The 24,195-nt window shown below is 39.8% G+C and carries 23 protein-coding genes; 9 read left to right on the top strand and 14 right to left on the bottom strand.

Annotation, left to right across the window (positions count from 1 at the left end; all coding sequences use genetic code 11):
- Positions 1 to 16: 16 nt before the first annotated feature.
- The 5 genes from A3712_RS25720 to A3712_RS25700 all read right to left on the bottom strand — a co-directional run bounded on the left by A3712_RS25720 (position 17) and on the right by A3712_RS25700 (position 5,028).
- Positions 17 to 901: a hypothetical protein gene (locus tag A3712_RS25720; protein WP_063525513.1), complete on the bottom strand. Its 885-nt coding sequence runs from the start codon at positions 899 to 901 to the stop codon at positions 17 to 19.
- A 23-nt stretch (positions 902 to 924) separates the two neighbouring features.
- The gene (locus A3712_RS25715; protein ID WP_197465920.1) at positions 925 to 2,286 is read right to left on the bottom strand and encodes a capsular polysaccharide export protein, LipB/KpsS family; all 1,362 of its coding nucleotides are present in this window, start codon (positions 2,284 to 2,286) and stop codon (positions 925 to 927) included.
- An 86-nt stretch (positions 2,287 to 2,372) separates the two neighbouring features.
- A complete protein-coding gene (locus A3712_RS25710) occupies positions 2,373 to 3,311 on the bottom strand; it encodes a glycosyltransferase family 4 protein (protein WP_082856317.1) in 939 nt (312 codons plus the stop codon).
- The gene (locus A3712_RS25705) at positions 3,308 to 4,255 is read right to left on the bottom strand and encodes an ABC transporter ATP-binding protein (protein WP_063525511.1); all 948 of its coding nucleotides are present in this window, start codon (positions 4,253 to 4,255) and stop codon (positions 3,308 to 3,310) included. Before A3712_RS25705 ends, A3712_RS25710 begins: the two co-directional genes overlap by 4 nt.
- Complete coding sequence (locus A3712_RS25700; RefSeq protein WP_063525510.1) at positions 4,252 to 5,028, bottom strand: ABC transporter permease; 777 nt, start codon at positions 5,026 to 5,028, stop codon at positions 4,252 to 4,254. The genes A3712_RS25705 and A3712_RS25700 overlap by 4 nt, the downstream gene beginning before the upstream one ends.
- 298 nt (positions 5,029 to 5,326) lie before the next feature.
- Here A3712_RS25700 and A3712_RS25695 point away from each other — a divergent pair, with 298 nt between their 5' ends.
- From A3712_RS25695 to A3712_RS25675, 5 genes are all read left to right on the top strand, one after another.
- On the top strand, positions 5,327 to 5,761 hold the full coding sequence (locus A3712_RS25695) for a rhodanese-like domain-containing protein (protein WP_063525509.1): 435 nt from the start codon (positions 5,327 to 5,329) through the stop codon (positions 5,759 to 5,761).
- Between the two features lie 97 nt (positions 5,762 to 5,858).
- Positions 5,859 to 6,326: a protein-export chaperone SecB gene (gene secB, locus A3712_RS25690; RefSeq protein WP_063525508.1), complete on the top strand. Its 468-nt coding sequence runs from the start codon at positions 5,859 to 5,861 to the stop codon at positions 6,324 to 6,326.
- Positions 6,327 to 6,502: 176 nt separating this feature from the next.
- Positions 6,503 to 7,567, top strand: coding sequence for an NAD(P)H-dependent glycerol-3-phosphate dehydrogenase (gene gpsA / locus A3712_RS25685; protein ID WP_063525507.1), 1,065 nt, complete (start codon positions 6,503 to 6,505; stop codon positions 7,565 to 7,567).
- 201 nt (positions 7,568 to 7,768) lie between these two features.
- On the top strand, positions 7,769 to 8,590 hold the full coding sequence (gene cysE, locus A3712_RS25680; RefSeq protein ID WP_004741407.1) for a serine O-acetyltransferase: 822 nt from the start codon (positions 7,769 to 7,771) through the stop codon (positions 8,588 to 8,590).
- A 94-nt stretch (positions 8,591 to 8,684) separates the two neighbouring features.
- Positions 8,685 to 9,836, top strand: coding sequence for a murein hydrolase activator EnvC family protein (locus tag A3712_RS25675; protein WP_063525506.1), 1,152 nt, complete (start codon positions 8,685 to 8,687; stop codon positions 9,834 to 9,836).
- 53 nt (positions 9,837 to 9,889) lie between these two features.
- Here A3712_RS25675 and A3712_RS25670 read toward each other — a convergent pair whose 3' ends face one another.
- The gene (locus A3712_RS25670) at positions 9,890 to 10,528 is read right to left on the bottom strand and encodes a TetR/AcrR family transcriptional regulator (protein WP_063525505.1); all 639 of its coding nucleotides are present in this window, start codon (positions 10,526 to 10,528) and stop codon (positions 9,890 to 9,892) included.
- A gap of 108 nt (positions 10,529 to 10,636) precedes the next feature.
- Positions 10,637 to 11,800, bottom strand: coding sequence for a nucleotide sugar dehydrogenase (locus A3712_RS25665; protein WP_063525504.1), 1,164 nt, complete (start codon positions 11,798 to 11,800; stop codon positions 10,637 to 10,639).
- Between the two features lie 152 nt (positions 11,801 to 11,952).
- On the opposite strand from A3712_RS25665, the gene rfaD reads away from it, so the two are divergent.
- The 4 genes from rfaD to A3712_RS25645 all read left to right on the top strand — a co-directional run bounded on the left by rfaD (position 11,953) and on the right by A3712_RS25645 (position 16,244).
- Complete coding sequence (gene rfaD, locus A3712_RS25660; protein ID WP_063525503.1) at positions 11,953 to 12,894, top strand: ADP-glyceromanno-heptose 6-epimerase; 942 nt, start codon at positions 11,953 to 11,955, stop codon at positions 12,892 to 12,894.
- 122 nt (positions 12,895 to 13,016) lie between these two features.
- On the top strand, positions 13,017 to 13,970 hold the full coding sequence (gene lpxM / locus A3712_RS25655) for a lauroyl-Kdo(2)-lipid IV(A) myristoyltransferase (protein ID WP_063525502.1): 954 nt from the start codon (positions 13,017 to 13,019) through the stop codon (positions 13,968 to 13,970).
- A gap of 484 nt (positions 13,971 to 14,454) precedes the next feature.
- A complete protein-coding gene (locus tag A3712_RS28560; RefSeq protein WP_231891892.1) occupies positions 14,455 to 15,162 on the top strand; it encodes an O-antigen ligase family protein in 708 nt (235 codons plus the stop codon).
- On the top strand, positions 15,159 to 16,244 hold the full coding sequence (locus A3712_RS25645; protein ID WP_063525500.1) for a polysialyltransferase family glycosyltransferase: 1,086 nt from the start codon (positions 15,159 to 15,161) through the stop codon (positions 16,242 to 16,244). The genes A3712_RS28560 and A3712_RS25645 overlap by 4 nt, the downstream gene beginning before the upstream one ends.
- A gap of 11 nt (positions 16,245 to 16,255) precedes the next feature.
- On the opposite strand, the gene pseI is transcribed toward A3712_RS25645, so the two are convergent.
- From pseI to pseB, 7 genes are read right to left on the bottom strand one after another with little or no spacing between them, the layout of a single operon-like run.
- On the bottom strand, positions 16,256 to 17,290 hold the full coding sequence (pseI, locus tag A3712_RS25640) for a pseudaminic acid synthase (RefSeq protein WP_063525499.1): 1,035 nt from the start codon (positions 17,288 to 17,290) through the stop codon (positions 16,256 to 16,258).
- A 6-nt stretch (positions 17,291 to 17,296) separates the two neighbouring features.
- The gene (locus tag A3712_RS25635; protein WP_231891891.1) at positions 17,297 to 17,998 is read right to left on the bottom strand and encodes a VOC family protein; all 702 of its coding nucleotides are present in this window, start codon (positions 17,996 to 17,998) and stop codon (positions 17,297 to 17,299) included.
- Between the two features lie 11 nt (positions 17,999 to 18,009).
- Complete coding sequence (gene pseH, locus A3712_RS25630; protein ID WP_063525498.1) at positions 18,010 to 20,196, bottom strand: UDP-4-amino-4,6-dideoxy-N-acetyl-beta-L-altrosamine N-acetyltransferase; 2,187 nt, start codon at positions 20,194 to 20,196, stop codon at positions 18,010 to 18,012.
- Positions 20,183 to 21,307, bottom strand: a complete 1,125-nt coding sequence (gene pseG, locus A3712_RS25625; RefSeq protein WP_063525497.1) for a UDP-2,4-diacetamido-2,4,6-trideoxy-beta-L-altropyranose hydrolase — start codon at positions 21,305 to 21,307, stop codon at positions 20,183 to 20,185. The genes pseH and pseG overlap by 14 nt, the downstream gene beginning before the upstream one ends.
- Positions 21,308 to 21,311: 4 nt before the next feature.
- Positions 21,312 to 22,001: a pseudaminic acid cytidylyltransferase gene (gene pseF, locus A3712_RS25620; protein WP_063525496.1), complete on the bottom strand. Its 690-nt coding sequence runs from the start codon at positions 21,999 to 22,001 to the stop codon at positions 21,312 to 21,314.
- Positions 22,001 to 23,164, bottom strand: a complete 1,164-nt coding sequence (gene pseC / locus A3712_RS25615; protein WP_063525495.1) for a UDP-4-amino-4,6-dideoxy-N-acetyl-beta-L-altrosamine transaminase — start codon at positions 23,162 to 23,164, stop codon at positions 22,001 to 22,003. The genes pseF and pseC overlap by 1 nt, the downstream gene beginning before the upstream one ends.
- A gap of 8 nt (positions 23,165 to 23,172) precedes the next feature.
- Positions 23,173 to 24,186, bottom strand: a complete 1,014-nt coding sequence (gene pseB / locus A3712_RS25610) for a UDP-N-acetylglucosamine 4,6-dehydratase (inverting) (RefSeq protein ID WP_063525494.1) — start codon at positions 24,184 to 24,186, stop codon at positions 23,173 to 23,175.
- Between the last annotated feature and the right edge of the window lie 9 nt (positions 24,187 to 24,195).

Raw genomic sequence — 24,195 nt, 5'->3', positions numbered from 1 at the left:
TAAAATTTAATGGAAATTAGTCGTTAAAAAATTCTTGTTCAATAATATCATTTGAAGGCTTATAAAAATCTTTTATTCTTTCCTCTACATCAACGGGGAAGATTTTGTGTTCAAGATCTAACATCTTTGCTAGCTTTCTATTATTTTTTATACATTTTTTCCTCAGTGCTTCTTTGAGAGACTCGTCAAACGGAGCGTTATTTATCCCCGCTATAATCAAAAGAGCCTCATCAGAAATAGCGACATTCGAGTATCTTTCCTTTGTTTCCTTAGATATGTTCTCCAAAAAATTTTCACAGTAGTTCTGTTTACTCATATTTTCAGCTATACGATTAAAAAATGATTCGATGATCGAACCTTTTGACTCTTTCTCATAAGAAAAGACAATTGCCTTGTGAGGATTTAATTCTGTAACCCAAGAAGATATTTTCTTATTATAGTCATAGTCTGATTTGTTTTTCTCAAAAAACTCTTCAAAAGAAACAGTCAACAAACCGCTTTTTACTTTTTGTTTATAGTGCGATTTTATCATTGATGTTTGCTCTCGAAGAAAACACACAAAAATAATTTCGAACTTTTTTAGAATCGGATAAGTGATTAACAACCTTTTAGGGCTAGCTGTCCAAAGTTGTTCTGAAGAAATTATGATATCTTTGTTGTGTAAAAGTGCACTTTCAAAGATGTTTTCATATTTTTCCTGACAAACAAGATCCTCGTTTGATTTATTTACTAGTAATGTTTTCCTAAATCCAGTTTGTCCTCCACCTTTGTTTCTTCCAACACTTGGATAAACAGAGTTATTTCTTGCAAGTACACCGCTCTCTTGCATTTCATTAAGAACATCTTGTATTGCAGTGGAGCCCGTTTTGGGACTACCTATATGTATAAAAAACTTAGGCATTGTTGTTCCTTAACCAGAAAAATTTATTTGATTGATTTCTTTATTTTTCTTTTTACTTTATTGGTAAAGTTAACTAAGTATGGTTTTTTCTCAGGCTCTATTTTCTTACTTTTTGTAACTCGTTTAGCCCCTGAGAAAATCACTCTATTTATCTTATCGAGTTCTGACTTTGTACTCTTAATGCTAAATAAATTTTCATTTAGATACATTGCCAAAAACAATTCAAGATTATCATATTCATCCAAATTAATTATTGATGAACTAGAAAGATACTCAACGATTTCGTCACTACCGATACAGTCGGATGTAAAACCAAATCCGCTATAAAAAGCATTACCTAATATAATCGGTTTAATTCCAGATAGCGCGCTTTCGATACCTGACTGTGAGTTAATTGTAATACAGTGATTAGATAATTCAAAAAGCTCTTGGAGGTTAAAAGACTCTGTTATAAACACTCTTGAAATTTCGGCTTTAGAATAACTTTCATTCAAATATCTAAGCAGCTCTGCATAAGTTACATTGGCATTTGATGCTAATTTAACTTTCTCCCAAGGGTGTGTTTTAACTATAATGTTATGATTTGTTTCTTTTAAAATAACATCAATTATTTCTTTATATAATTTGATTGATGAATAACTCGGTATATCTGACTCCAGAAGTGAAAAGTCATTGACTACCTGAGCTAAGATAAGAACATTTTCTTTATCATTTTTAAATGGCAACTCCTCAGAGCCTCTCTGAGGTTGAGTCACATTTTTATTTTTAGCATTATCTAGTTTTCTATATGCTTTAAGAACTGACTCTTTTATTTTTATATCGTCAGTAAGATTATTTTCAATTATCTTACTTCTAACATTGCTAAACTTAATATCAGAATTATTTGCAATGTGTTCATATTTCTCTTCGATATAATACTCATTTCCCGTGAATGAGCTTTCGCAAATATACGTTTTTACTCGAGTTCTTTTAGCTACCTCAATTAATGATTTGCTATAAATTAAAGAACCAGAGAATATAAATGCATGTGTATATTTTTCATCCGCAAGGTTAATTTTCTCATGCCAAAACTTCAACCAATACATCGCACATGACATATTACTTAACAATACATGGTAATGGTTTTCATACAGGTGTTCAAAAACCAGCTTCGAGTTTCCTTTTATTTTGAAGTCGAGATCAAAGTCATAAGGCATTGTGAAAGATAAGATCTCTGCTTGTGCAATTTTGAACAAGTTAATCCCTTGAAACGAAGACTCTTCAAATAAATCACATTTTGATAACTTTTCTAAATATTTATAACCTTCAATGATACGACTATCATTTACATCATAGTCTCCGTATTTAGCAATAATATCTTCGTTCTCAAGGTTATACTCAGTCAAGTATCCCTGCCTGTTAATGAGATCAAGAAGAGAGCGGAAGTTTCTTTTGTGGAAATGTAACTTATCCGAAAACAGTATCTTTACATTCATTTTTTAAATCTCTCATCAACTTCCAAGTAAATATTCTCATACAGCCTTGATACATCTTCCCACGATATCGGATCAATTTTGCTAGCAACTGTTTTTTGATAAATATCTTCATATTTATCAAATAATGAGTTTATGGTTTTAGCATCTTTATCGTAATCTCCATCAAGGAGTACACCATTGATACCATCTTTGATATAATCCGTCATCATACCAACATTAAAACCAATAATTGGTGTCTTGGTATACAATGCTTCGGGTACTGATGCCGGTCCCCCTTCATAAAAACTTACCATCAATAAGAAGTCGATCTTACTATACACCTGATCAAACATTCGATATGGCAACTTCTCATAAAGCTTGGCTTCAAACCCCATACTTACGGCCATTTTATATTCTTCAATCCGCCCGTTACCCACAAATAAAAAACTAAATCGGTTTTTATCGATCCTTTTTAGTAATTCATATATATAGGCTTCTCCTTTAACTCTGCGTCCATAACGTTTTGAGATAACACCTAAAACAAGCTTGTCATTACTTGGAACAACGGTGGCTTTTTGTCCTTTAGTTGAGAAAATATTAACATTAACACCATGAGGTATTATTGCTGAATTTATTCCATGGTTATTCAACAATAGTTTTTGTTGATTAGAATTCAAACAAACAACTTGGCCAGCCTGTTGGTAACGAGGAAGAAAAGAGTTAAAGTCTAACCATGAGTCGTTATCTCGTAAGTCATGGTGTATAGTTACAACACTATTTTCTAGTAATTCACACTCTAGTTGAGGTCTATGGTAGTGATATACATCCGCATCTGGTAAAGGCTCAATCGTAACGATATGCTCAAAGTATTGAGCGTTCTTCTCTATATACTTAATAAATGAAGAAAAAATACTACTCTCAGTACCGTTGCTCATAACATGATTAACTATCTTCACAATTTATTCCTTCCCAATTTTTTCTTATATTCTTCTACTTTATTGATGATAAGAGTTCCTGTCGGCCTCAGCTCAAGCGCCTTGTGCATGAAGTAATTAGCCATTTCCAAGTCAATATCCTCTATACATATAGCAATATTCCTCAGGGTTGATGCGCTGTTACCTGCCAACTCTTCCAACTCTTTATAATCTTTGGATATTATTTTTTTAACTAAGTTCCGATGTATCTTGGCATCCCCCTGAGCAATCTTAATTACAGGTTCTGCTTTAGGCTTTTTCGTTAATTCGGACTCATTCAAAGTGACTTCCTCACCAGTCGGTAACTTAATACAACGTTGGCAGATTCTTTTTATCTGGGCTTCGCTATGCGATACAAAAAGTACGGTTTGACCACCCCCAAGCTTATTTAAAAGAGCCTTCTCTGCCTTTTTTCTAAAGCTTTTGTCACCTACAGCCAATACTTCATCGATCATAAGAATATCAACATCAGTAATCAGTCCCGAAGCGAAACCAAGGCGAGCTCGCATACCTGACGAGTAGGTTTTTACTGGTTGCTCAAAAAATTCGTTGAGCTCAGAAAATTCTTTAATTTCCTCACAAACTTTTAGAGCTTGCGATTTAGAATAACCATTGAACATCGCACTTAATATAACATTATCTCGACCAGTCAACTCGTTATTAAATCCAAGCCCTAAAGACAATAGCGACCTTGTTGTATTTTGAGACATGGTCACCTTGCCGCTATCAGGAGATAAAACGCCAGCTAATACTTTAAGTAACGTAGACTTACCAGCCCCATTCCCTCCCAAAATGCCAAGAATCTCTCCCTTTCGGATTTCAAAACTGATATTATCGATTGCTTTATGCTTAAACGTGTTAAAAATACCTATCTTGTTAGTATATTCAACAGTCACATTTTCTACTTTTAATAATAAATCACTCATGAAAACAAAGATCTCGTAATTCGGTTATTATATTTTCTCAAGAAAATCAAAGAAGAGAACAAAATCGTAAAAGATATTAACAACACATTTAGTAGAATGTTAAAGTCTATCCATTGATTATGCATCATAATATCTCTGTACGATGAAACTAAAGATGCTAAGGGGTTAAATTTCAATATCAAATGCTTCAACTCTTCGTTAGGTAAAGTATTTACATCCCAAAATATACCAGAGCCAAACATTAAACCCATCATACACAAGCTAATTAGGTTAGAAAAATCTTTTGCTATTGCAACTAGAATTGAAAAGAACATTCCAACACTACATATAAAAATATACATCACAGCCGTCAATGGGATTATTTGCACCCAATTAATAGTAACTTCGTAACCTTGATTTAATATCAACAAAAACATAATTAGAAAAGAAAATAGACTCTTATACATAGACTCTTGTATATTAACCATTGGGAATATCCACTTTGGCAGAGCTCTTTGACCAATAATACCTTTATTCTGAGGTAAACTGTTTGAAGCAGATACAACACTCTTAGAAAACCAAGTGAATATTATTTTACCTATAATTAAAAAGCTCAGAAAGTCATCACCTCCCCTTTGCAAAATATGTCCAAAAACCAAGTAAAACAATGATATTAGTAATAATGGTTCAAGTACCCACCATATATAACTAAGTACAAGCTTATTCGCCTGAGCTTTCATCTTCATTTTCGCTTGAGTGTTTATCAATTCTATATATTGAAAGTGTTCTTTCATAACTTCTTCTATTAAGATTAATTTGATTTATTGTTAAAAAAATTAAACATTTCACGCGAGCCGCTATGCTTTATGTTAAGTGAACGCTACCGCCCTTTGATCTATACGAAACCACACTACGCAAACGCCAACAAATCCCTCTATTCTCTCATCTCAAACCTTAATAGGCAAACTCTTAGCTACTCTAGAGTCACAATGATAGTCCAAAGACATAAAACCACTCTATATACAAAACCTAAAACCTCGCTATACTCCTACCCTATAATTTTCTGCCCAATAACGAATAAGAGTTCAAGACATGCAAGAGTTAGTTCCATTTGTTCAAGAGAATATGATTTTAGCCATCGTATGGGTTGGCTTGGTTGTTGCCATCATTGCGAACGTAATCAAAACATCAAATGCAGCATACAAAGAGATCACTGCAGCACAAACTACACAGCTGATTAACCGTGAAAACGGCGTTATAGTTGATATTCGTACTAAAGATGAGTTCAAAAAGGGCCACATTACTGACGCACTTCACATTTTGCCGTCAGACATCAAATCAAATACCCTAGGTAGCCTTGAAAACCGCAAAGCAGACCCAATCATCGTAGTATGCAAGACAGGTCAAACCGCTCAAGAAAGCGCTAACTTACTGGTTAAAGCGGGCTTCGAAAACGTAAGCGTGCTGAAAAGCGGCCTAGTAGCTTGGAGCGAAGCTAACTTACCTCTTGTTAAAGGTAAGAAATAGTAAAGGGCAAAGTAATCTGACCTAGTAAACTAACTTTCGGGTTTTGTTCAACAAATATGACGAACAAAGCCTTATTTAAATTTTTAAGGACAAGAAAATGGCTGAAGCAGCACAACAAGACGCACAACAAAACTTCGCAATCCAACGTATCTTTCTAAAAGATGTATCTTTCGAAGCGCCAAACTCTCCAGACATGTTTCAAAAAGAGTGGAATCCAGATGTAAAACTGGATCTAGACACTCAAAGCCGTGAACTAGGCCAAGGCGTATACGAAGTAATTCTTCGTCTAACAGTAACTGTTAAAAACGCAGATGACACAGCATTCCTTTGTGAAGTTCAACAAGGTGGTATCTTCTCTGCAAGCGAAATGGAAGCGGGCCAACTAGCACATTGCCTAGGCGCATTCTGCCCGAACATCCTGTTCCCATACGCTCGTGAAACAATCTCTAGCCTAGTAGTTAAAGGGACGTTCCCACAATTGAACCTTGCACCTGTAAACTTCGATGCTTTGTTCATGAACTACCTACAGAGCCAAGCTCAGCAAACTGAAGGCGAGCAGGCTTAAGTCTCAAAGTAGAACTTAATCCTAACGATTCAAGCGTTAGTTAACTTTTAAATGCACATCGTAACTTCTGCGATGTGCATTTTTTCTTTACACTGTACTGAGATAGAAAGCCCTCTAATTTAGTAGGAAGCTTTTCCAGAACCCTTCGATTTGCCTCATTATTTTTAGGTGGAAGCATGACAGACACAACTCGCCCGACTCACACGACAGACGCTTGCGGTAAAGATAGCGCTTACGGCAAAGATATCGCAATGACTGTCATTGGCGCTGGTTCTTACGGGACCTCTTTAGCTATATCTCTCGCGCGTAACGGTGCAAATGTTGTTCTTTGGGGACACGACCCTGTTCATATGGCCCGCCTTGAATCAGAGCGCGCTAACAATGCATTTCTTCCTAATATCGATTTCCCAGAAAGTCTTATCATCGAATCGAACCTTGAGAAAGCCGTCACAGCAAGCCGTGACCTCCTAGTCGTCGTTCCTAGCCATGTATTTAGTACCGTATTAAATAGTCTAAAACCTTATTTATCAGAGAATTCTCGCATCTGCTGGGCAACGAAAGGATTAGAGCCGGAAACAGGCCGTCTACTCCAAGATGTCGCACACGATGTAATTGGTGACAATTACTCGCTAGCGGTTCTTTCTGGCCCTACTTTCGCCAAAGAACTTGCAATGGGTATGCCGACCGCAATTTCAGTCGCGTCACCGGATGAGATCTTCTTAGAGGAGCTACAAGAAAAGATCCACTGTGGAAAAACATTCCGCGTATACGCAAACTCAGATTTTATTGGTATGCAGCTTGGCGGTGCGGTTAAAAACGTTATCGCAATTGGTGCTGGCATGTCGGATGGTATCGGCTTCGGTGCTAATGCACGTACAGCGTTAATTACCCGTGGTTTGGCAGAGATGAGCCGACTGGGTGCTGCACTTGGTGCACAACCAGAGACCTTCATGGGTATGGCGGGACTTGGCGACCTAGTACTGACATGTACTGACAACCAATCGCGTAACCGTCGCTTTGGTTTGGCATTAGGTTCCGGTAAGGACGTTGATACTGCACAAGAAGAAATTGGCCAGGTGGTAGAAGGTTATCGCAACACCAAAGAAGTTTGGTTACTATCAGAACGCATGGGCGTTGAGATGCCAATTGTTGAACAAATTTATCAAGTGTTGTATCAAGGAAAGGATGCACACTTAGCCGCGCAAGATCTACTTGCTCGAGATAAAAAATCAGAAAGATAAAAGAGCAGATGCGGGATGCGAGTAGTCGAGATGCGAAGAGAATAAAAGCAGATACGAGATTCGATTAAACGAGATGTGAAAAGAAGAAGAGCAATAGAGCGTTTAATGAGGGCAGCTTTCGTTACTCGCTTCCTCTCTTATAGCTCTTCGAAACTCTCATCTCGTCACTAACATCTGCCCTGATAAAGAATGGATGGAAAAATGAAACACTGTGAACAACAAAAAGTTTGGCAATGCATTGTAAAAGAAGCTCGACAACAGTCTGAGCAAGAACCTATGCTTGCGAGTTTTTACCATGCCACGATTATCAACCATGAAAGTCTAGGGGCTGCGCTCAGCTATATTCTTGCCAACAAGCTAAAAACAGCTTCAATGCCAGCGATGGCAGTGCGTGAGGTGGTTGAGCAAGCCTTTAAAGAAGATGACTCAATCATTGATGCTGCCGCTTGTGATATTTGCGCCACCGTGACACGCGACCCGGCTGTAGAGATGTATTCTATGCCATTGCTTTACCTCAAAGGCTATCACGCCCTGCAAGGTTATCGCGTCGCTAACTGGTTATGGAAGCAAGGACGAATTGCCCTCGCCACTTACCTGCAAAACCAAATATCAGTCGCATGCCAAGTGGATATCCACCCTGCAGCACGTATCGGCAAAGCGATTATGCTCGACCACGCGACGGGTATTGTTATCGGTGAAACGGCGGTGGTCGAAAACGATGTATCCATCCTTCAAGATGTTACCCTTGGTGGTACTGGTAAAGAAGGCGGTGATCGTCACCCTAAAATCCGCGAAGGCGTGATGATTGGCGCAGGTGCGAAAATACTCGGCAATATTGAAGTGGGGGAAGGAGCGAAAATTGGCTCCTGTTCTGTGGTATTACAAGCTGTACCACCACATACTACGGTCGCTGGTGTTCCCGCGAAGATTGTTGGTAAGCCTCAAACAGACAAGCCCTCTCTAGATATGGACCAAGGGTTCAATGGCCGTACTCAGAACTTTATTCATGGTGATGGGATTTAAGAGCAGATACAACGCTAGAATAACCGAGATACGAAGCGAGTGTGAATTCGATTCAGCGACATTCGAAAAATTAAGAGTAGATGATTACAACTAAATGACGATAATGATGAAACATATTCGAGCTATCAGCCGAAATCTTCTTATATCAGTTAGCCTTAGTGCTGCGCTTTTATCAACATCGTCATTTGCCGCGTCTCAAGGTGAATTGAAAGGCGTATCTAGCGAAATATCTCGTCAAAAAAAAGCCCTCTCTTCACAACAAAAGAAGCTCGATACTCTACAAACAAACCTAAAGAAACAAGAGCTGTCTATCGCTGCACTGGAAAAAGCCATTCAAGACAGTAAAAAACAGCTTAATACGGCGAATGCAAATATTGCTAGCTTAGATGCTAAGATCACAGCACTTACCGCTCAGAAAAAAGTTCATACCGATAAGTTGGAACAACTGATTCAAACTTACTATATGACAAGCCGCGCCAAAGCCTCATCTAACATTCTCAACACGGGCGTCGAAGAAGATCGTATCAGCCATTACTACCAACATCTTGCTAAAGCCCGTTCTGCAACAATCAAAACCATTGAACAAACACAACTTGAGTTAGAAGAAAGCCATAAACAGCGCCAACTTGAACAAGAGCAGATCGCAACTCTGTTAAAACAACAGACAACAAAACGCGACAAGTTAGCCCAGACTCAAACACAGCGTAAGAAAACCGTTGGCAGTATTAAGAAGAACATCTCAGGTGATAAAAATTACTTAGCCGAGCTGCAGCGCAATGAGACTCGCCTCAAGGCGGAGATTGCCAAAGCAGAGAAAGCCGCTCGAGAAAGACGTAACGCGGTGCCTATGGATGGCTTAGCAAAGCGTAAAGGAAAGCTACCTTGGCCGATCAAAGGAAAAGTTCTGCATAACTACGGTTCACGCCAAACCGGGCAAGTTAACTGGAAAGGTATGGTGATCAATGCCAAATATGGTCAGCAGGTTAAATCTGTTTACTCAGGTACCGTTGTTTTTGCTGAGTATCTGCGTGGTTATGGCTTAGTAGTCCTTCTTGATCACGGTAAAGGTGACATGACGCTTTATGGCTTTAACCAAGCACTACTCAAGAAGGAAGGCGATAAAGTGAAAGCCGGTGAAGCGATTGCCCTTGCTGGTGATACTGGTGGTCAAACCCGCCCATCCCTATATTTTGAAATCCGCAGAAACAGCCAAGCTCAAAACCCAAAGAGTTGGTTGGTTAGGTAAAAGCAGATACGGGATGCGAATTAGTATCCCATACCGCACTTAATCCTATCTTTCTATTTAGAGTTCAACGCTCTGACACCATCTTCCAATAATGTCAGCTGTTCAAAACCTTGCGCGGTCGCAATCGGCTTAACGGTCGCGATCATCTGCAACATACCTTGATGAACAACTTGTTCCGTTATTTGCGCTTTTGGAGACATTGCTGATTGGTAAGCCAACCAACCCGATGCAATCAAGTGAAGAGAGGTCACCATCGACTTCATCTCTGAATCTGTCGCTTTCAGCAAGTTCAATTCAACAAAAGCTCCCATGATATCAACAAGATTCGTTTGTAATCTCTCTTGCACAGCCGTGTAATCGAGGTGAAGTTGTTCGTCACGAGATAAGATTTCAGGAAGGTTTGCATAGAAGAATCGGTACTTCCACATCAGAGTGAAAATCGAATCTAAATAATGTTTTAATAGCGTGAGGCTCTCTTTCTGACCTTGGATTGGAGTAAACCTTTCGAGCAACTCGGTAGAATAAAGGGTAAAAATATCACGGACAATTTCTTGCTTGTTACGAAAGTGGTAGTAGAGGTTACCAGGACTGATCTCGATGTGGTCAGCAATATGATTGGTCGTAATACTACGCTCACCATGCTCATTAAAAAGCTCTAAGGCAGCGTAAACAATCTTGTCACGTGTTTTCATTATTTATTAGTGTCCCTATCCGTTTAGTGATTCAGTATATCGCCACTAAACAGATAGATCGAGCTGTTAACATCTGGTCTAATTAGCCCTAGCAAAAATAGAACCAAATCAATCACTACCAAACAGATCTCGGGTGTAAACCTTGTCTGCAACATCTGCGATCTCTTCAACCATTCTGTTAGAAACAATCACATCAGATACCGCTTTGAATTCCTCAATGTCAGAATAGACTTTCGAATTAAAGAAGTGTTCTTCTTTTAGTACCGGTTCAAACACAACCACTTCGATACCCTTAGCTTTCAAGCGCTTCATAATCCCTTGAATTGAAGATGCACGGAAGTTGTCCGAACCTGCTTTCATGATCAAGCGATAAATGCCAACCACTTTAGGAGAACGCTTGATGATTGAATCCGCAATAAAATCTTTACGGGTGCGGTTAGCATCAACAATGGCACCGACAATATTGTTTGGTACATCTTGGTAGTTAGCTAATAGCTGCTTGGTATCTTTCGGTAGACAATAGCCACCATAACCAAACGAAGGATTGTTGTAGTGATTACCAATACGAGGATCTAAGCCCACCCCCTCAATGATCTGGCGAGAGTCCAAGCCATGTGCTTCCGCGTAAGAGTCAAGTTCATTGAAATATGCAACACGCATTGCTAGATACGTATTAGAGAAAAGTTTTACTGCTTCAGCTTCCGTAGAGTTGGTGAACAAAACATCGATATTCTCTTTTTCTGCGCCTTCGACAAGCAGGTCTGCAAACACTTTCGCTCGCTCAGAGCATTCACCAACGATAATCCGAGAAGGGTTCAAATTATCATACAACGCTTTACCTTCGCGCAAAAACTCAGGGGAGAATATGATATTTTCGCAGTTCAGTTCTTGTTTGATCCTTTCAGTATAGCCAACAGGTACCGTTGATTTGATGACCATCACAGCTTTAGGATTTACAGCCATTACATCTTTGATAACAGACTCAACGGAGCTGGTATCAAAGTAGTTGTTTTTAGGATCATAATCGGTAGGCGTTGCAATGATGACAAACTCGGCACCTTGATACACTGATTTATCGGTCGTTGCTCTGAAGTTCAGTGCTTTATTTGCCAGAAAATGTTCTATTTCAGCATCAACAATAGGCGATTGCTTATTGTTAAGCATCGTCACTTTTTCATCGATGATATCCACCGCGATCACTTCATGATGCTGAGCTAACAACATCGCATTTGAGAGACCTACATACCCTGTACCGGCTACTGCAATCTTCATGATAATACCTATAGTTTTGAGCAATTAACTCAACAAAATTTATAACTTAGCTTGCCGTATCATACTCCGGTTGGGGAATTATTCCACTAGCCCGCCTTATCCATTCCTTGCTATACTCGTGATAGTTTTGTATTCAAAAGAGTTAGAGAATTATGATTATCGTAACCGGTGGTGCTGGCATGATTGGCAGCAATATTGTTAAGGCGCTTAACGAAGCGGGCCACAACGATATTCTAGTCGTCGACAACTTAAAAGACGGTAAGAAGTTTAAAAACCTTGTCGACTTAGACATCACAGATTATATGGATCGTGATGACTTTCTAACTCAGGTGATGGCTGGTGATGACTTCGGCCATATTGAAGCAATCTTCCACGAAGGTGCGTGCTCTGCTACCACTGAGTGGGATGGCAAGTACATGATGCTTAACAACTATGAGTACTCAAAAGAGCTGCTTCATTACTGTGTTGAACGTGAAATTCCATTTTTATATGCTTCTTCTGCTGCGACATACGGTGAAACTGACACTTTCATAGAAGAGCGCAAATACGAAGGTGCATTGAACGTATATGGCTACTCAAAACAACAGTTTGATAACTACGTTCGTCGCTTAACGGCTGATGCAGCAGCGCACAACGAGACACTTTCACAAATCGTAGGCTTCAGATACTTCAATGTTTATGGCCCGCGAGAACAACACAAGGGCAGCATGGCATCCGTTGCCTTCCACCTTAACAACCAAATGAACGCCGGTGAGAATCCAAAACTGTTTGCAGGCAGCGAAACCTTTAAGCGTGATTTTGTTTATGTTGGCGATGTGGCAGCGGTAAATCTCTGGTTCTTAGAAAATGGCGCTTCTGGTATTTTTAACCTTGGTACCGGCAATGCAGAGTCATTTGAAGAAGTAGCAAAAGCGGTCATCAAACATCATGGCAAGGGAGAAATTGAAACCATCCCATTCCCAGACCACTTAAAAGGCGCTTATCAAAAGTTCACTCAGGCAGATTTAACGAAACTACGTAATACAGGCTGCGATATTGAATTTAAGTCTGTCGCCGATGGTGTTGCTGAATACATGAAGCTTGTTAACGCATAATAAGTTATCAAATATTGGATTTAATGACGGGGTCTCTTGGTGGAACCGACATTATAAGAATATGATCATTTCCTGAGTAGCGACCTCATGGTTTGCTCCCTTAATAAAACTGTAGTGTATTGATGACCACACAACGCAATGACTTTGACCCCAAAGCATACAACCCTGAATTTGAATGGGGCTTTTTAGCACCGAAGTACTGGGGCACCTGGATCGCAGTACTGCTATCTTCGTTAGTTAGCTTTTTGCCTAATCGTATTCGTTTAGCTATGGCGAAGTTTATGGCTAAACAGGCCGTGAAAATCAAAAATAAAGCCAACCGTCGAGCGCGTGTAAACCTTGCGATGTGTTTTCCTGAGCAATCAATCGAAGAGCGCGAAGAAGTTCTTTATAAGTCATACGTTACATCCATCTCATTTTTGATGGGCTTTGCATCCCTAACTCTTAAAAACAAAGATTGGCTAGAGAACAATACTTCAATTAATGGTCTGAGCAATCTCACCGATATTACAGACAGTGGCGATAATGTTATCTTGTTGGTGCCACATACATGGGCTATCGACATCCCGGCAGTATTACTCGCGTCACGTAATCTACCGGTATCTGCAATGGCGAAAGCCCAGAAGAACAAGCTCAGTGACTGGTTGATGCACCGTCAGCGCGTACAATACGGCGGACGAGTTTATGACCGCAGTGGTGGTATAAAGCCTTTCATTAAGTCTGTAAGGGATGGTTACCTAGGTTATTATCTCCCGGATGAAGATCTTGGTCGCGAGCACAGCGTCTTCGTTGATTTTTTTGCTACACAAAAAGCAACTATTTCAGGCCTTGGTCGATTATCTAAACTGAGCAAGGCTAAAATTGTTCCTCTGTTTGCTCAATATGATAGCAACACTGGTCAATATACTCTGGATTTCTACCCCGATTTGCCATTTCCAACAGGGAGCGAAGAACAGGACGCACGCATGATGAATCAATGTATTGAAGATTACGTGAGCAAAAAGCCTGAGCAATATATGTGGATCTTAAGACTGCTTAAGACTCGTCCTGAAAAAAACATCAACCCTTATAAATAATATGTTTCGAAAATTATTGCAATTTATACACTTACTACCAATTTATTGGACTGTTAGTGGCCTTTTTATTATCAGTAAAGGTGATAAGATTTTGGTCACCTTAATAATAATATCTTTAGTAACAAAGTTAATCTGCTGCCTATTCGATCGTGATGAGAGTATTGACATCCAATATAACCACATGATCGGAATTGTTTTGATCTGTGCTATATATGCATCCTTTAGTTATTATCACAATGGGTATAGCTCATCTGAAATTAGAGTACTTATTAGCACTGCTTTATATTCCGTATTTTCATTACCTAAAAAAATTCGCTACAAAAGCTTAATATATATAACTGCATTTAGTTCCATATATATATCTTATCAAACTATAAACATTATAGAGATACAACATCTAAGTCGGAACAAACTACCTCTGAATGCGATCCCTTATGCTAACTACACGGGATTATTATCAATTATTGCGTTGTATCTGAGTTACTTGAGCAGAAATAAATTACTATCCTTGCTATCATTTTTTAGCTTTATATTACTGACTATAAATGTAATTTTGGTTGATACGAGAGGAGCTTGGCTAGCTTTGATAGTTTCATATATTACCATTATTTTTATAATATTTTTAAGAAAAAGAAGCTTGAAGTTAACTCTGATTTCAATTTCTTTATTTTTAGCTGTGGCTTTACTAAGTTACCCTATAGTAGAGAGTAGAATCGAACGAACAATAAAAGAAGTCGAGCTCCTAGAAGAGGGAAATTTAGATTCATCCTGGGGAGTAAGAGTTCAACTTTGGACAGCAGGCTACAATATAGTAAAAGAAAACCCCTTAGTTTTAGGCTTAGGTCAAACTAAACATCTAAAACTAATTCAAGACATGTATAAAGAAGGCAAGTTAACACGACGAATAGCAAAGTTTGATAATAAAAACTTCCATAACAGCATTATTGACAGAACTGTTAAGTATGGCTTGTTGGGACTAGTTTTATACCTTGGGGTAGTTCTAATACCGTTCATTTACGGAATTATAAACTTAAACTCTAACTACTCTCCGTTACTAATTATCATGCCAATATTCATATTTGTAGCAGGGCTTAGCTATGTTCCACTGGCTCACCCCGGCACATATTTTCTCTATTTACTTACATCTATATTATTAATTAACAAAATAAGACATGACAGGACGTACAAATGAGCCTCTATGTTTGTTCTACACTAAGACACTTATTGTTTAGCTTATCCAGGTGCGCTTCATTACCAGAAGAAAAATCTGTCATTTTATTTTTCTATGACTACCAAAATGTAGACAAAGAAAAAATACAATCGAACATATCAAATAACAATGTAAAGATAATTCTTTTAAGTCGTAAAGAATTGATGACTCAGTTTAAAAGTTCTCTTTTAGGTAGGGTTCTTTTATTTCTCTCAATGAGAAGCATTAAACCAACAGAAAAAATAAAAAAATTAACAATCAATGAGATAGCAAAATTCATACCGTTAGATAAAAGTGACTTACAAAAATTACCTTTATTCCTTTTTAATGATAGAAATAGAACTTCTCGGATATTCAAATTACTCACACTGAACTATGAAATCATTGAAGATGGTGTGGGAAATTATTATGAAATACCCAAAAAAGGTATCAGTAAATACGTGAACCCTTTAAACTTTAGAGGGCTTAATACCTGGGTTATGGGGGAGAGTTCACGCTGCACATCTATAAATGTAGTAACACCGGAAAGGTTACCTAGTTCAGTCAAAGAAAAAGGGAAAGCTATTGATTTCCTTGGTAATATTGATGGTTTACCAATAGTCAACACTGTATTTAAGTTCACTCCAAAACTAACCAATGAACATTTAGGTGTTGTTATCATTGCAACCCAGCCATTGTCTTCTTCTCTTGCCAACAAGATCAAAGATAAAAACTATTTCCTCAACTTACATCAAGAAATAGCTAAACATATAGAAAGCAAAGGATTATCTTTTTTTATAAAACTACACCCAAGCGAAGATAAAGAAGACTATAGACCTTACTTTGATGAAGATAAGCTACTATCCGTCAAGCACCCTTTAGAACTCGAACTCCTAAATAGCTCAAATAAGATAACGGTCGCATCGATTAATTCTACTGCAGGGCTGGGATTTGAAAAATTTTGCGAAAGGCGTAGGCTGTTCAGAGATGAAGAAATGGGTAATTTTGATGAGCAGATCATTTCTTGGAAGAAGAACCCACACCTATTAAAAGAGCGCCTAGAAGAAACCTTTTACTCCCTCTAGGCGCTTCATACTTAATAATGCTTAAAGTCTAGAGGTGTTCCAAACTTAATATCGCATGTCGCTTTTGAGCCAATTACATCATCAAGGTATTTGGGCAATATGCCATTACCTGGACGGATTGAACGAACATGTTCTTCAGTAAACACTTCACCTTGTTTAATGTCTTTAACAACATAAAGTGAACGGCGATGACATTTAGTCTGTAACTCTGCCTCTGTACTTACAAAGTTTGGAGCTCCTATTGATTCAAAAGCCATAGTACAATTTGTTACTAGTGACTTTAGCTCTTCTTTTTCAAGCGAGAAAGCCGAATCAGGGCCACCGTCAGCACGCGCCAGTGTAAAGTGTTTTTCTATCACGCATGCGCCCAGTGCAACAGCAGCTACCGATACACCAATGTCCATAGTGTGGTCTGAAAGGCCAACTTCTACACCAAATGCATTGCGCATGACTGCCATTGTTGAGATATTAGCCTGTGATGCAGGGGTTGGGTAACCACTTGTGCAGTGAAGAAGTACGATATCTGACGCGCCTGCCGCTTTTGCTGCCGCAACCGCTTCTTCAATTTCTGCCAAATTCGCGTTACCTGTCGACATGATCATCGGCTTACCGGTTGCCGCCACTTTTCGAATCAATGGTAAGTCGATCAACTCAAATGACGCTATTTTATAAGCAGGAGCATTCAAGCTTTCCAGGAAATCGACAGCTGTATGGTCAAATGGGGAGCTAAATATGGTGATCCCAAGCTTTTCAGCCTCATCAAACAATGTTTTATGCCAATCCCAAGGTGTGTGTGCCTGCTCGTACAGGTCATACAGTTTTGAGCCATCCCATAGGCCACCGCGAATCATAAATTCTTCGCTATCGTGATTAATTGTGATGGTATCGGCCGTGTAAGTCTGCAATTTAACAGCATCGGCACCCGCATCTTTCGCGGCTTTAATCAATTCAATCGCACGAGTGATATCACCATTATGGTTACCTGACATCTCCGCTATGATGTAAGGTTTATGTCCCTTACCAATATCTCTATTTGCTATCTTCATTTTTTCCTACTTATTTGTCAGGTAACTTTCAATCTTTTTCAACGAATCCAACGTCGACATATCAGACGCTGGTATCGATATTTCGAATTGCTTTTCGATTTCCATTATTAACATCAAGTGTTTAAAAGAGTCCCATTCAGGGCAACTTGCCATATCCGTTCCGTCGTAATCAACGCGACTACTATCTATAACTGAACGATAGATCTCCATAAGCTTATCTTTTTTCGAATCTACAACATCAAGTTTAATAGACTTATGGGATACAGGTATTGAGTCTACAGGATAAGCTTCAAGTAACTCAAACAAACCATGATTTGGATGGACAAGAAAAGCAACTCTACGGCCATCAAATGCGCCGTCGGCACGAGGAGCAACCACAAGTTTTGCACCGAAATCCTGCTCAGCAACTTTGATCGCTTTATCAATGTCGTGCACGGCATAACACAGATGATAAGCCCCACCACCTGAGCCTAGGTGTCCGAGAATCGGAGAATGATCGTCCAGTGGTGCAAGTATCTCTACAACACCCATACCATTGAGCTCCACAAATGCATAGTACACTTGTTGTGCGGGATTTTCTCCAGGGCCACGGAGCAACTTAGCTCCGGGAACAGATAAAAAATCTTTCAATGTAGCTATCAAGTCTTTCGTCGTCACAGCATAGTGATCAACATGAAGTACACCTAAAGCCGAAAACATTGCATTCATATAAATTACTCCTACGCTTTCCAATTTAGAGTCATTATGTCGGACTCTGACGGCAACGACTGCTGAGCAAACTCAAATAACCATTGCTCGTTATCATCTGAAATAAAATGGTTGTTCTTGTAGAGCTCTCGAACTGGCATATTTTTAGAGCTCGCAATAAAGCGACCAACCACAGAATCCAGGGAAGACTCACTGGCTAAAAGAATCAACTTGCTCAATATGGCATGCTCAATATCTCTCCCCATAACACGGCACGACATTACGAAGTTATCAATTACCCAATGACGATCCTCTTTCACGATAACCAGTGCCGCAACGCCCTCATACTCTTTAGAGTATTTGTCTTTAGAGCGGACATGGAGGACTTGATGATCAGAAGTACTCATCCATTCGCTCAATTGCTCTTTGCTATAGCGTGTCGTTGTGGTGTTAAATTGATTCGTTTTATTAAAGAGTTGATGTGTTCGCTCGAAGTTATCTGAATTCAATGCTTCTACACATATTTCCATGCCCAAGCTTTTGATAAATGACGCTCGATCAACAAATTCGGTTTGTGCATTCTGAATATCCACTCTTTGTTTGTAGAGCTCCGAACGTCGTTTATCTGATTCACTCACTTGCGCGACACAAAGTTCAGGAAGATTACAAAGGAACTGGAACCATTCAGCAGGATCTTCCGGTAACTCAGGTACAAAAACGTCGGGGGCATTTCGACGCACTTCTGCACGCTCTACAGGGTTATCATCGATGAAACAAAAAGATGATAAACCAAGATTTAATTCTTTACTTAATGCATGAATATTCTGTGATTTTGGTTCCCAATTAATTCGATGACTGACAAAATCTTTCGCTCTGAGACGCATCTCTGGGTGGGTTTCAATAGCATCTAACGCCACTTCCTCAGTATTCTTACTGCATATAGTCAGCAAAATACCTCTGGATTTTAGTGTGAGGAAGAGCGACTGAAGGTCTTTGTAAATATTGCCTGGGTAGTCTCCCCCTAAGCTAATACCGTCTTTTCCATCGTCACCAATGATCCCTTTCCACAAGGTATTATCAAGATCAAGCACTAAGACTCGGGCAGAAAGTGCACTTGCAGCAAAGATAGTACCAATTAGAGCCTGGCTGTAGGCTTCCAGAAATTGAATGGAAAATGGTACTCTTGCCATATACCAATATTTATTGGAGAAACTTTGACCAATACGCTTGATGATTTGAGAGTAAGGAATCACTTCAACCAAATTCTCAGTTTTCATCGTATAAAGCGTATTATTCCATTCTTGGATTAGCTTCTGAATTTTTGAATCTGATAATTGTTCAGAAATCGAGAAAGGAAAGCCCTTCTGAATAGCAAAATCTGCAACAAAAACCCGATTCCCTCGCTGAGCTATACTTTTGACGAATGCAAGATATTGCAACACGCGTTGCTCTGTTTGTAACAAGGACTCTTCTGTTGGTAAGGTATAGATATCAGCAAAGAAGTCTTCAATTCGCTCGATAAAAGCGTAGCAAGAAGATGCATCATTGATATCAGCATTTTGAGAGTCCAGAAGATCCAGCTGATAGCGGCCGAATTCAGCTGTCGCTATTTTATAAGGAAACTGCGTATATGTCTTAATATGCTTCGTTAAGGTATCCGACAAAAAATCGGTATTATGAGATGCGAATAGGTACAACCGCTGACGTTTATCTAGCTTGTTTTCTGGGTAAACATATTTCATGTAAACAACATTTTTTGCAGTATCAGTCGCATCGACAGGAGCCTCACATTCTACAAAGCCGCTTTTTTGATGTAGTTTCCACGCGAGCTGATTCTGTCTTAGTGATTCACAATACAACTTATGAACCTTTAACGTTTTACCCGCATAGTGAATAACAGCTTGTTCCAGCTCAAGCCAAATAGCTGTTTTTTCAGCTTGCTCAAGCGCACTGTTGTTGAGGTAAAAACCCCACCATGCTGTCGCTTTATCTTGTTCCCATGAATAAATGGTCACGACACCAACTGGTTTCTCATCGCGACAAAATATTAAAATCTGTCTTTGGTTCATTAGCATGGTTTTATCCCACCATGCAGAATGTTCCGTTTTAGAGATAATATGGTCAGTTAACATCACAGCACGCACATCAGCGTGGTTGCGCCACTCTAACACTGCCCACTTATCGCCTTCTTGTGCAGGGCGGAGACTAAATGTTGTCATTTTTTGAAATCTCTTCTAAGTGTTCAACAACTCTTTCACACCCTTTACCATCAACGAGGTCACCGCAAATGGAAGATTGATTCAAGAGAAGTTCTTTTTGAGAAATAAAACGCTGATATGCAAGCGCATAATCTTGTGATGATAGCTCGGAGTTCAAGCCCAAATAGCAATGGCCGTCTATGTCATGCAAATCTTTAGCAAGCTGAGTTTGATTATCGGCGACCGAGCACACGATACCAGGAAGGGCAAGCACACACCTTTCCCACGTTGTAGCACCGACCGCTCCAACATACAGGTAGGCATCTGAAAAATAATCCATCATGTTTTTCACTTGAACATGAAGGGTCACCCTAGCCTTATGTTCAACACACAACGCTTCCAACTGTTGCTTGTGAGGGTTGTTCATCCCAATAATCACCTCGAGATGATCACCACTATCGACACTCAACAATCCACGTAACGCTTTAGATGTTTCATTAGCCCAATCAATGCCCCCAAAAAAGAGCACAACTTTTCTCTTAGAGAGCCGCTGTGTATAGCTTGGAATATGCTTTCTGCTTTCACGAAACTCATCTCTCAGCAACGCATATTTAGGGCCACAAAGGCGCTTAGTATAACTGGGAAGGTAAGCATCATAACGACTGTTACCTAAAGAATAATAATTCTGATCAAGTAACATGTTTACATCATGAACTCTATCAGCCAAGTCGTCGATTTGAAGAATACGGCAAGATAGTGGTCTCAAAGCCACCTGAAAGCGCTCATCTAACGCATAGTGATCAATTACCAACCAGTCCAACTTTGTTTGAGTTAGACCAGATAGATAATCAGACACGACATCTTGTACTTGTGCAATCTCAGTTTGATAAGGAACTTCCAACCAATTACCATGAGCACAATGCGTATTGTGAGTATCCTCTCCGTCCGGCTCAGGTAAACTAATAACATTGAAACTCTCTTCAATGAAATTAATTAAGTTTCCTCCCAATTTTCGACAGATGAAAACGACTTGATGTCCATTGCTCTCTAACTTACGTGCAAGTGTGAGCATTCTGAATGAATGCCCCGTACCCATCTTGAACGACGCATCAACGCGAATACCAATAAGCACCTATCTAACCTTTTAATGCTTGAGAAAGTAATAGAGCAAAATCCCAATCCTCGGGGGTATCAAGATCAACAACTCGTTTTCTAGAGATAGGGTATGCGATTGCTTTATCTGAAAACATAGGGGTCTTTTGACGATAAGCGCTTGGTTTACCCCAATAAAATTGCCCTACATCATGATACCCGACCTCAAGATCCTGAGAGCGGGTGTTGAAATGTTCTGGTTGGAACATCTCAACACGTTGTCCTTGAATCAACTTTACGCCTCTTTGTATTGGGAATGGAAACTCACACACAGGGAAGCAGTAATCAGCAGAGGGTGACTCTAGTAGCAACTTGTAGGTATTGCGTATGTCGTTGACATCGATAAAGGGTGCGGTTGCGTATATACAACACAGATACTCAATCGACTGCGACTTTTCTTCGTACCAATCAATAGAATGCAACAGAACGTCTGCTGTCGTAGCAAAATCATCCGAAACGTCTGCTGGACGCATAAACGGTACTTCTGCGCCATACTGTTCTGCGACTTCAGCAATTTCAGCGTCATCCGTTGATACGATGACCTTATCAAAGCATCCAGATGCCAATGCTGCTTCTATAGAGTACGCAATGATCGGCTTTCCGTTAAAGTCTTTAATATTTTTTCGCGGGATGCGTTTACTCCCCCCACGAGCTGGAATAATCGCTATTTTCATTACGCACCTTTTAGAATATCAGTTAATACGTCGACAACCATATTCTGTTGAGCTTCCGTCATACCGTGGAACATCGGCAGAGAAATCGCTTCGCGATAGTACTGTTCGGATTCAGGGAACTCCCCTTCAGTGAAACCTAAGTCTTGATAATACGGCTGGGTATGTACTGGGATATAATGCAAATTCACACCGATACCACGCTCACGTAGCGCATCAAAGACCTGTTGATGAGTAAGTGAAATATCATCTAGTTTCAAACGAATCACGAACAAATGTAACCCTGAGTATGTATCAGGAAGCTGATAAGGCAAGATAACCGGTAGATTGTCCAACTTAGTATAATAGCCTCGTGCTAACTCATGACGAGCAGAGACAAACTCATTCAAGCGCTTCATTTGGTTTACACCCAATGCTGCTTGCAGCTCTGTCATGCGATAATTAAATCCAAGGTCTATTTGCTGGTAATACCAACCACCATGAGACTCACCACGCATCAACTCTGGATCACGCGTAATACCGTGACTACGCAGCAGAGCCATTTTATCAGCAAGTTCTTTATTATTGGTCAGTGCCGCGCCACCTTCAGCAGTTGTCACAATTTTTACTGGGTGAAAACTAAACACCGTAATGTCTGAATATTCGCAATTCCCTATCGGCTGGTCTTGATATCGGCCACCAATCGCATGTGATGCATCTTCGATGACTCTAAAACCATACTCTTTAGCTAACTTACCTATGGCTGCCATATCACACGGCTGCCCACATAAGTGTACTGGCACGACGACTTTGGGCAGCTTACCGTCAACTTTTGCTTTAATAAGCTTCTCTTCAAGGCGTTTAGGACACATGTTGTACGTGTTTGGGTCAACGTCGACAAAGTCGACTTTTGCACCACAGTACAAACCACAGTTTGCTGATGCCACAAAAGTGACCGGAGATGTCCACAACCAGTCACCTTGCCCCAAACCTAGCGCGAGACAAGCAATATGCAATGCCGAAGTAGCACTGTTCACTGCCAATGCATAGCTCGCGCCAGTATGTTCAATCAGCGCATTCTCGAACGCAGGAACCTGAGGCCCCTGCGTCAAAAAATCCGATTTTAAAACGTCTAACACACTGTCAATATCTTGCTGGTTAATATCTTGTTTACCGTAAGGGATCACTTTTCATCTCACACTGTAAAATTTGGATCAACGTGCTCTTTAATGAGCTCACGTAAACCTTCAATGGTTTCCCACTCAGTATTCGTGCCTGAGTTATATTTAAAGCCAAACGGTACTTTTTCTGCTTTGTGATGGCCTAGGTACTCAGCCTCGGTGTACGTAAATGACACTGAAGGTAAAATTGCGTAGTACTTGCCCAGATCGATCGTATTCAAAGAGTCCGTATCAGTGATCATTTCTTCATGCAGTTTCTCACCAGGGCGAATACCGACAACTTTAGTTTTTATTCCAGGAGCGACAGCCTCCGCAATATCAAGAATCTTGTAAGACGGTATCTTAGGAACAAAGATTTCACCACCTAAGTGGTTTTCAAGAGCGTACATCACCATGTTCACGCCATCTTGCAAAGAAATGTTAAAACGAGTCATCTCTTCATGGGTAATTGGCAGCACACCTTCTTCTTTTTTCTTCATGAAGAATGGAATCACTGAACCTCGTGAACCCATCACATTACCGTAACGAACCACACTAAAACGAATATCTTTTGAACCTTTAATATTGTTCGCAGCGGCAAACAGCTTATCTGAAGCCAGTTTTGTTGCCCCGTACAGATTGATTGGTGCACAAGCTTTATCAGTCGAAAGTGCTACAACATCTTTGACACCACACTTTAATGCAGCATTAATTACATTTTCTGCACCATCGACATTCGTTCGGATACATTCTGTCGGGTTATATTCCGCAGTATCTACTTGCTTGATCGCTGCCGCATGAATGATGACATCAACACCTTCACACGCCTGTATCATGCGCTCACGATCGCGAACATCACCAATAAAAAAACGTAATTGAGGGAAATCCTTATGGGGATATTGTTGCTTGATCTCAAATTGCTTCAATTCATCACGCGAAAAAATGATGATTTTCTTTACGTCCTGGTAACGCTCAAGAATGGTTTTGATGAATTGTTTACCAAATGACCCTGTGCCACCGGTAATTAGTACTGATTTGTTATTTAGCATACTCAACTA

Source organism: Vibrio sp. HI00D65 (assembly GCF_001635455.1).
GTDB lineage: Bacteria > Pseudomonadota > Gammaproteobacteria > Enterobacterales > Vibrionaceae > Vibrio.
The sequence above is the reverse complement of the archived record's forward strand: the minus strand, read 5'-3'. Positions and strand labels throughout refer to the sequence as shown.

What these genes read in the sequence shown, in the direction of transcription:
- A3712_RS25720 (WP_063525513.1), bottom strand. Translation starts at nt 901, where the DNA reads ATGCCTAAGTTTTTTATACATATAGGTAGTCCCAAAACGGGCTCCACT.
- A3712_RS25705 (WP_063525511.1), bottom strand. Translation starts at nt 4,255, where the DNA reads ATGAGTGATTTATTATTAAAAGTAGAAAATGTGACTGTTGAATATACT.
- A3712_RS25700 (WP_063525510.1), bottom strand. Translation starts at nt 5,028, where the DNA reads ATGAAAGAACACTTTCAATATATAGAATTGATAAACACTCAAGCGAAA.
- A3712_RS25695 (WP_063525509.1), top strand. Translation starts at nt 5,327, where the DNA reads ATGCAAGAGTTAGTTCCATTTGTTCAAGAGAATATGATTTTAGCCATC.
- secB (WP_063525508.1), top strand. Translation starts at nt 5,859, where the DNA reads ATGGCTGAAGCAGCACAACAAGACGCACAACAAAACTTCGCAATCCAA.
- gpsA (WP_063525507.1), top strand. Translation starts at nt 6,503, where the DNA reads ATGACAGACACAACTCGCCCGACTCACACGACAGACGCTTGCGGTAAA.
- cysE (WP_004741407.1), top strand. Translation starts at nt 7,769, where the DNA reads ATGAAACACTGTGAACAACAAAAAGTTTGGCAATGCATTGTAAAAGAA.
- A3712_RS25675 (WP_063525506.1), top strand. Translation starts at nt 8,685, where the DNA reads ATGACGATAATGATGAAACATATTCGAGCTATCAGCCGAAATCTTCTT.
- A3712_RS25670 (WP_063525505.1), bottom strand. Translation starts at nt 10,528, where the DNA reads ATGAAAACACGTGACAAGATTGTTTACGCTGCCTTAGAGCTTTTTAAT.
- A3712_RS25665 (WP_063525504.1), bottom strand. Translation starts at nt 11,800, where the DNA reads ATGAAGATTGCAGTAGCCGGTACAGGGTATGTAGGTCTCTCAAATGCG.
- rfaD (WP_063525503.1), top strand. Translation starts at nt 11,953, where the DNA reads ATGATTATCGTAACCGGTGGTGCTGGCATGATTGGCAGCAATATTGTT.
- lpxM (WP_063525502.1), top strand. Translation starts at nt 13,017, where the DNA reads ATGACCACACAACGCAATGACTTTGACCCCAAAGCATACAACCCTGAA.
- A3712_RS25645 (WP_063525500.1), top strand. Translation starts at nt 15,159, where the DNA reads ATGAGCCTCTATGTTTGTTCTACACTAAGACACTTATTGTTTAGCTTA.
- pseI (WP_063525499.1), bottom strand. Translation starts at nt 17,290, where the DNA reads ATGAAGATAGCAAATAGAGATATTGGTAAGGGACATAAACCTTACATC.
- A3712_RS25635 (WP_231891891.1), bottom strand. Translation starts at nt 17,998, where the DNA reads ATGAATGCAATGTTTTCGGCTTTAGGTGTACTTCATGTTGATCACTAT.
- pseH (WP_063525498.1), bottom strand. Translation starts at nt 20,196, where the DNA reads ATGACAACATTTAGTCTCCGCCCTGCACAAGAAGGCGATAAGTGGGCA.
- pseF (WP_063525496.1), bottom strand. Translation starts at nt 22,001, where the DNA reads ATGAAAATAGCGATTATTCCAGCTCGTGGGGGGAGTAAACGCATCCCG.
- pseB (WP_063525494.1), bottom strand. Translation starts at nt 24,186, where the DNA reads ATGCTAAATAACAAATCAGTACTAATTACCGGTGGCACAGGGTCATTT.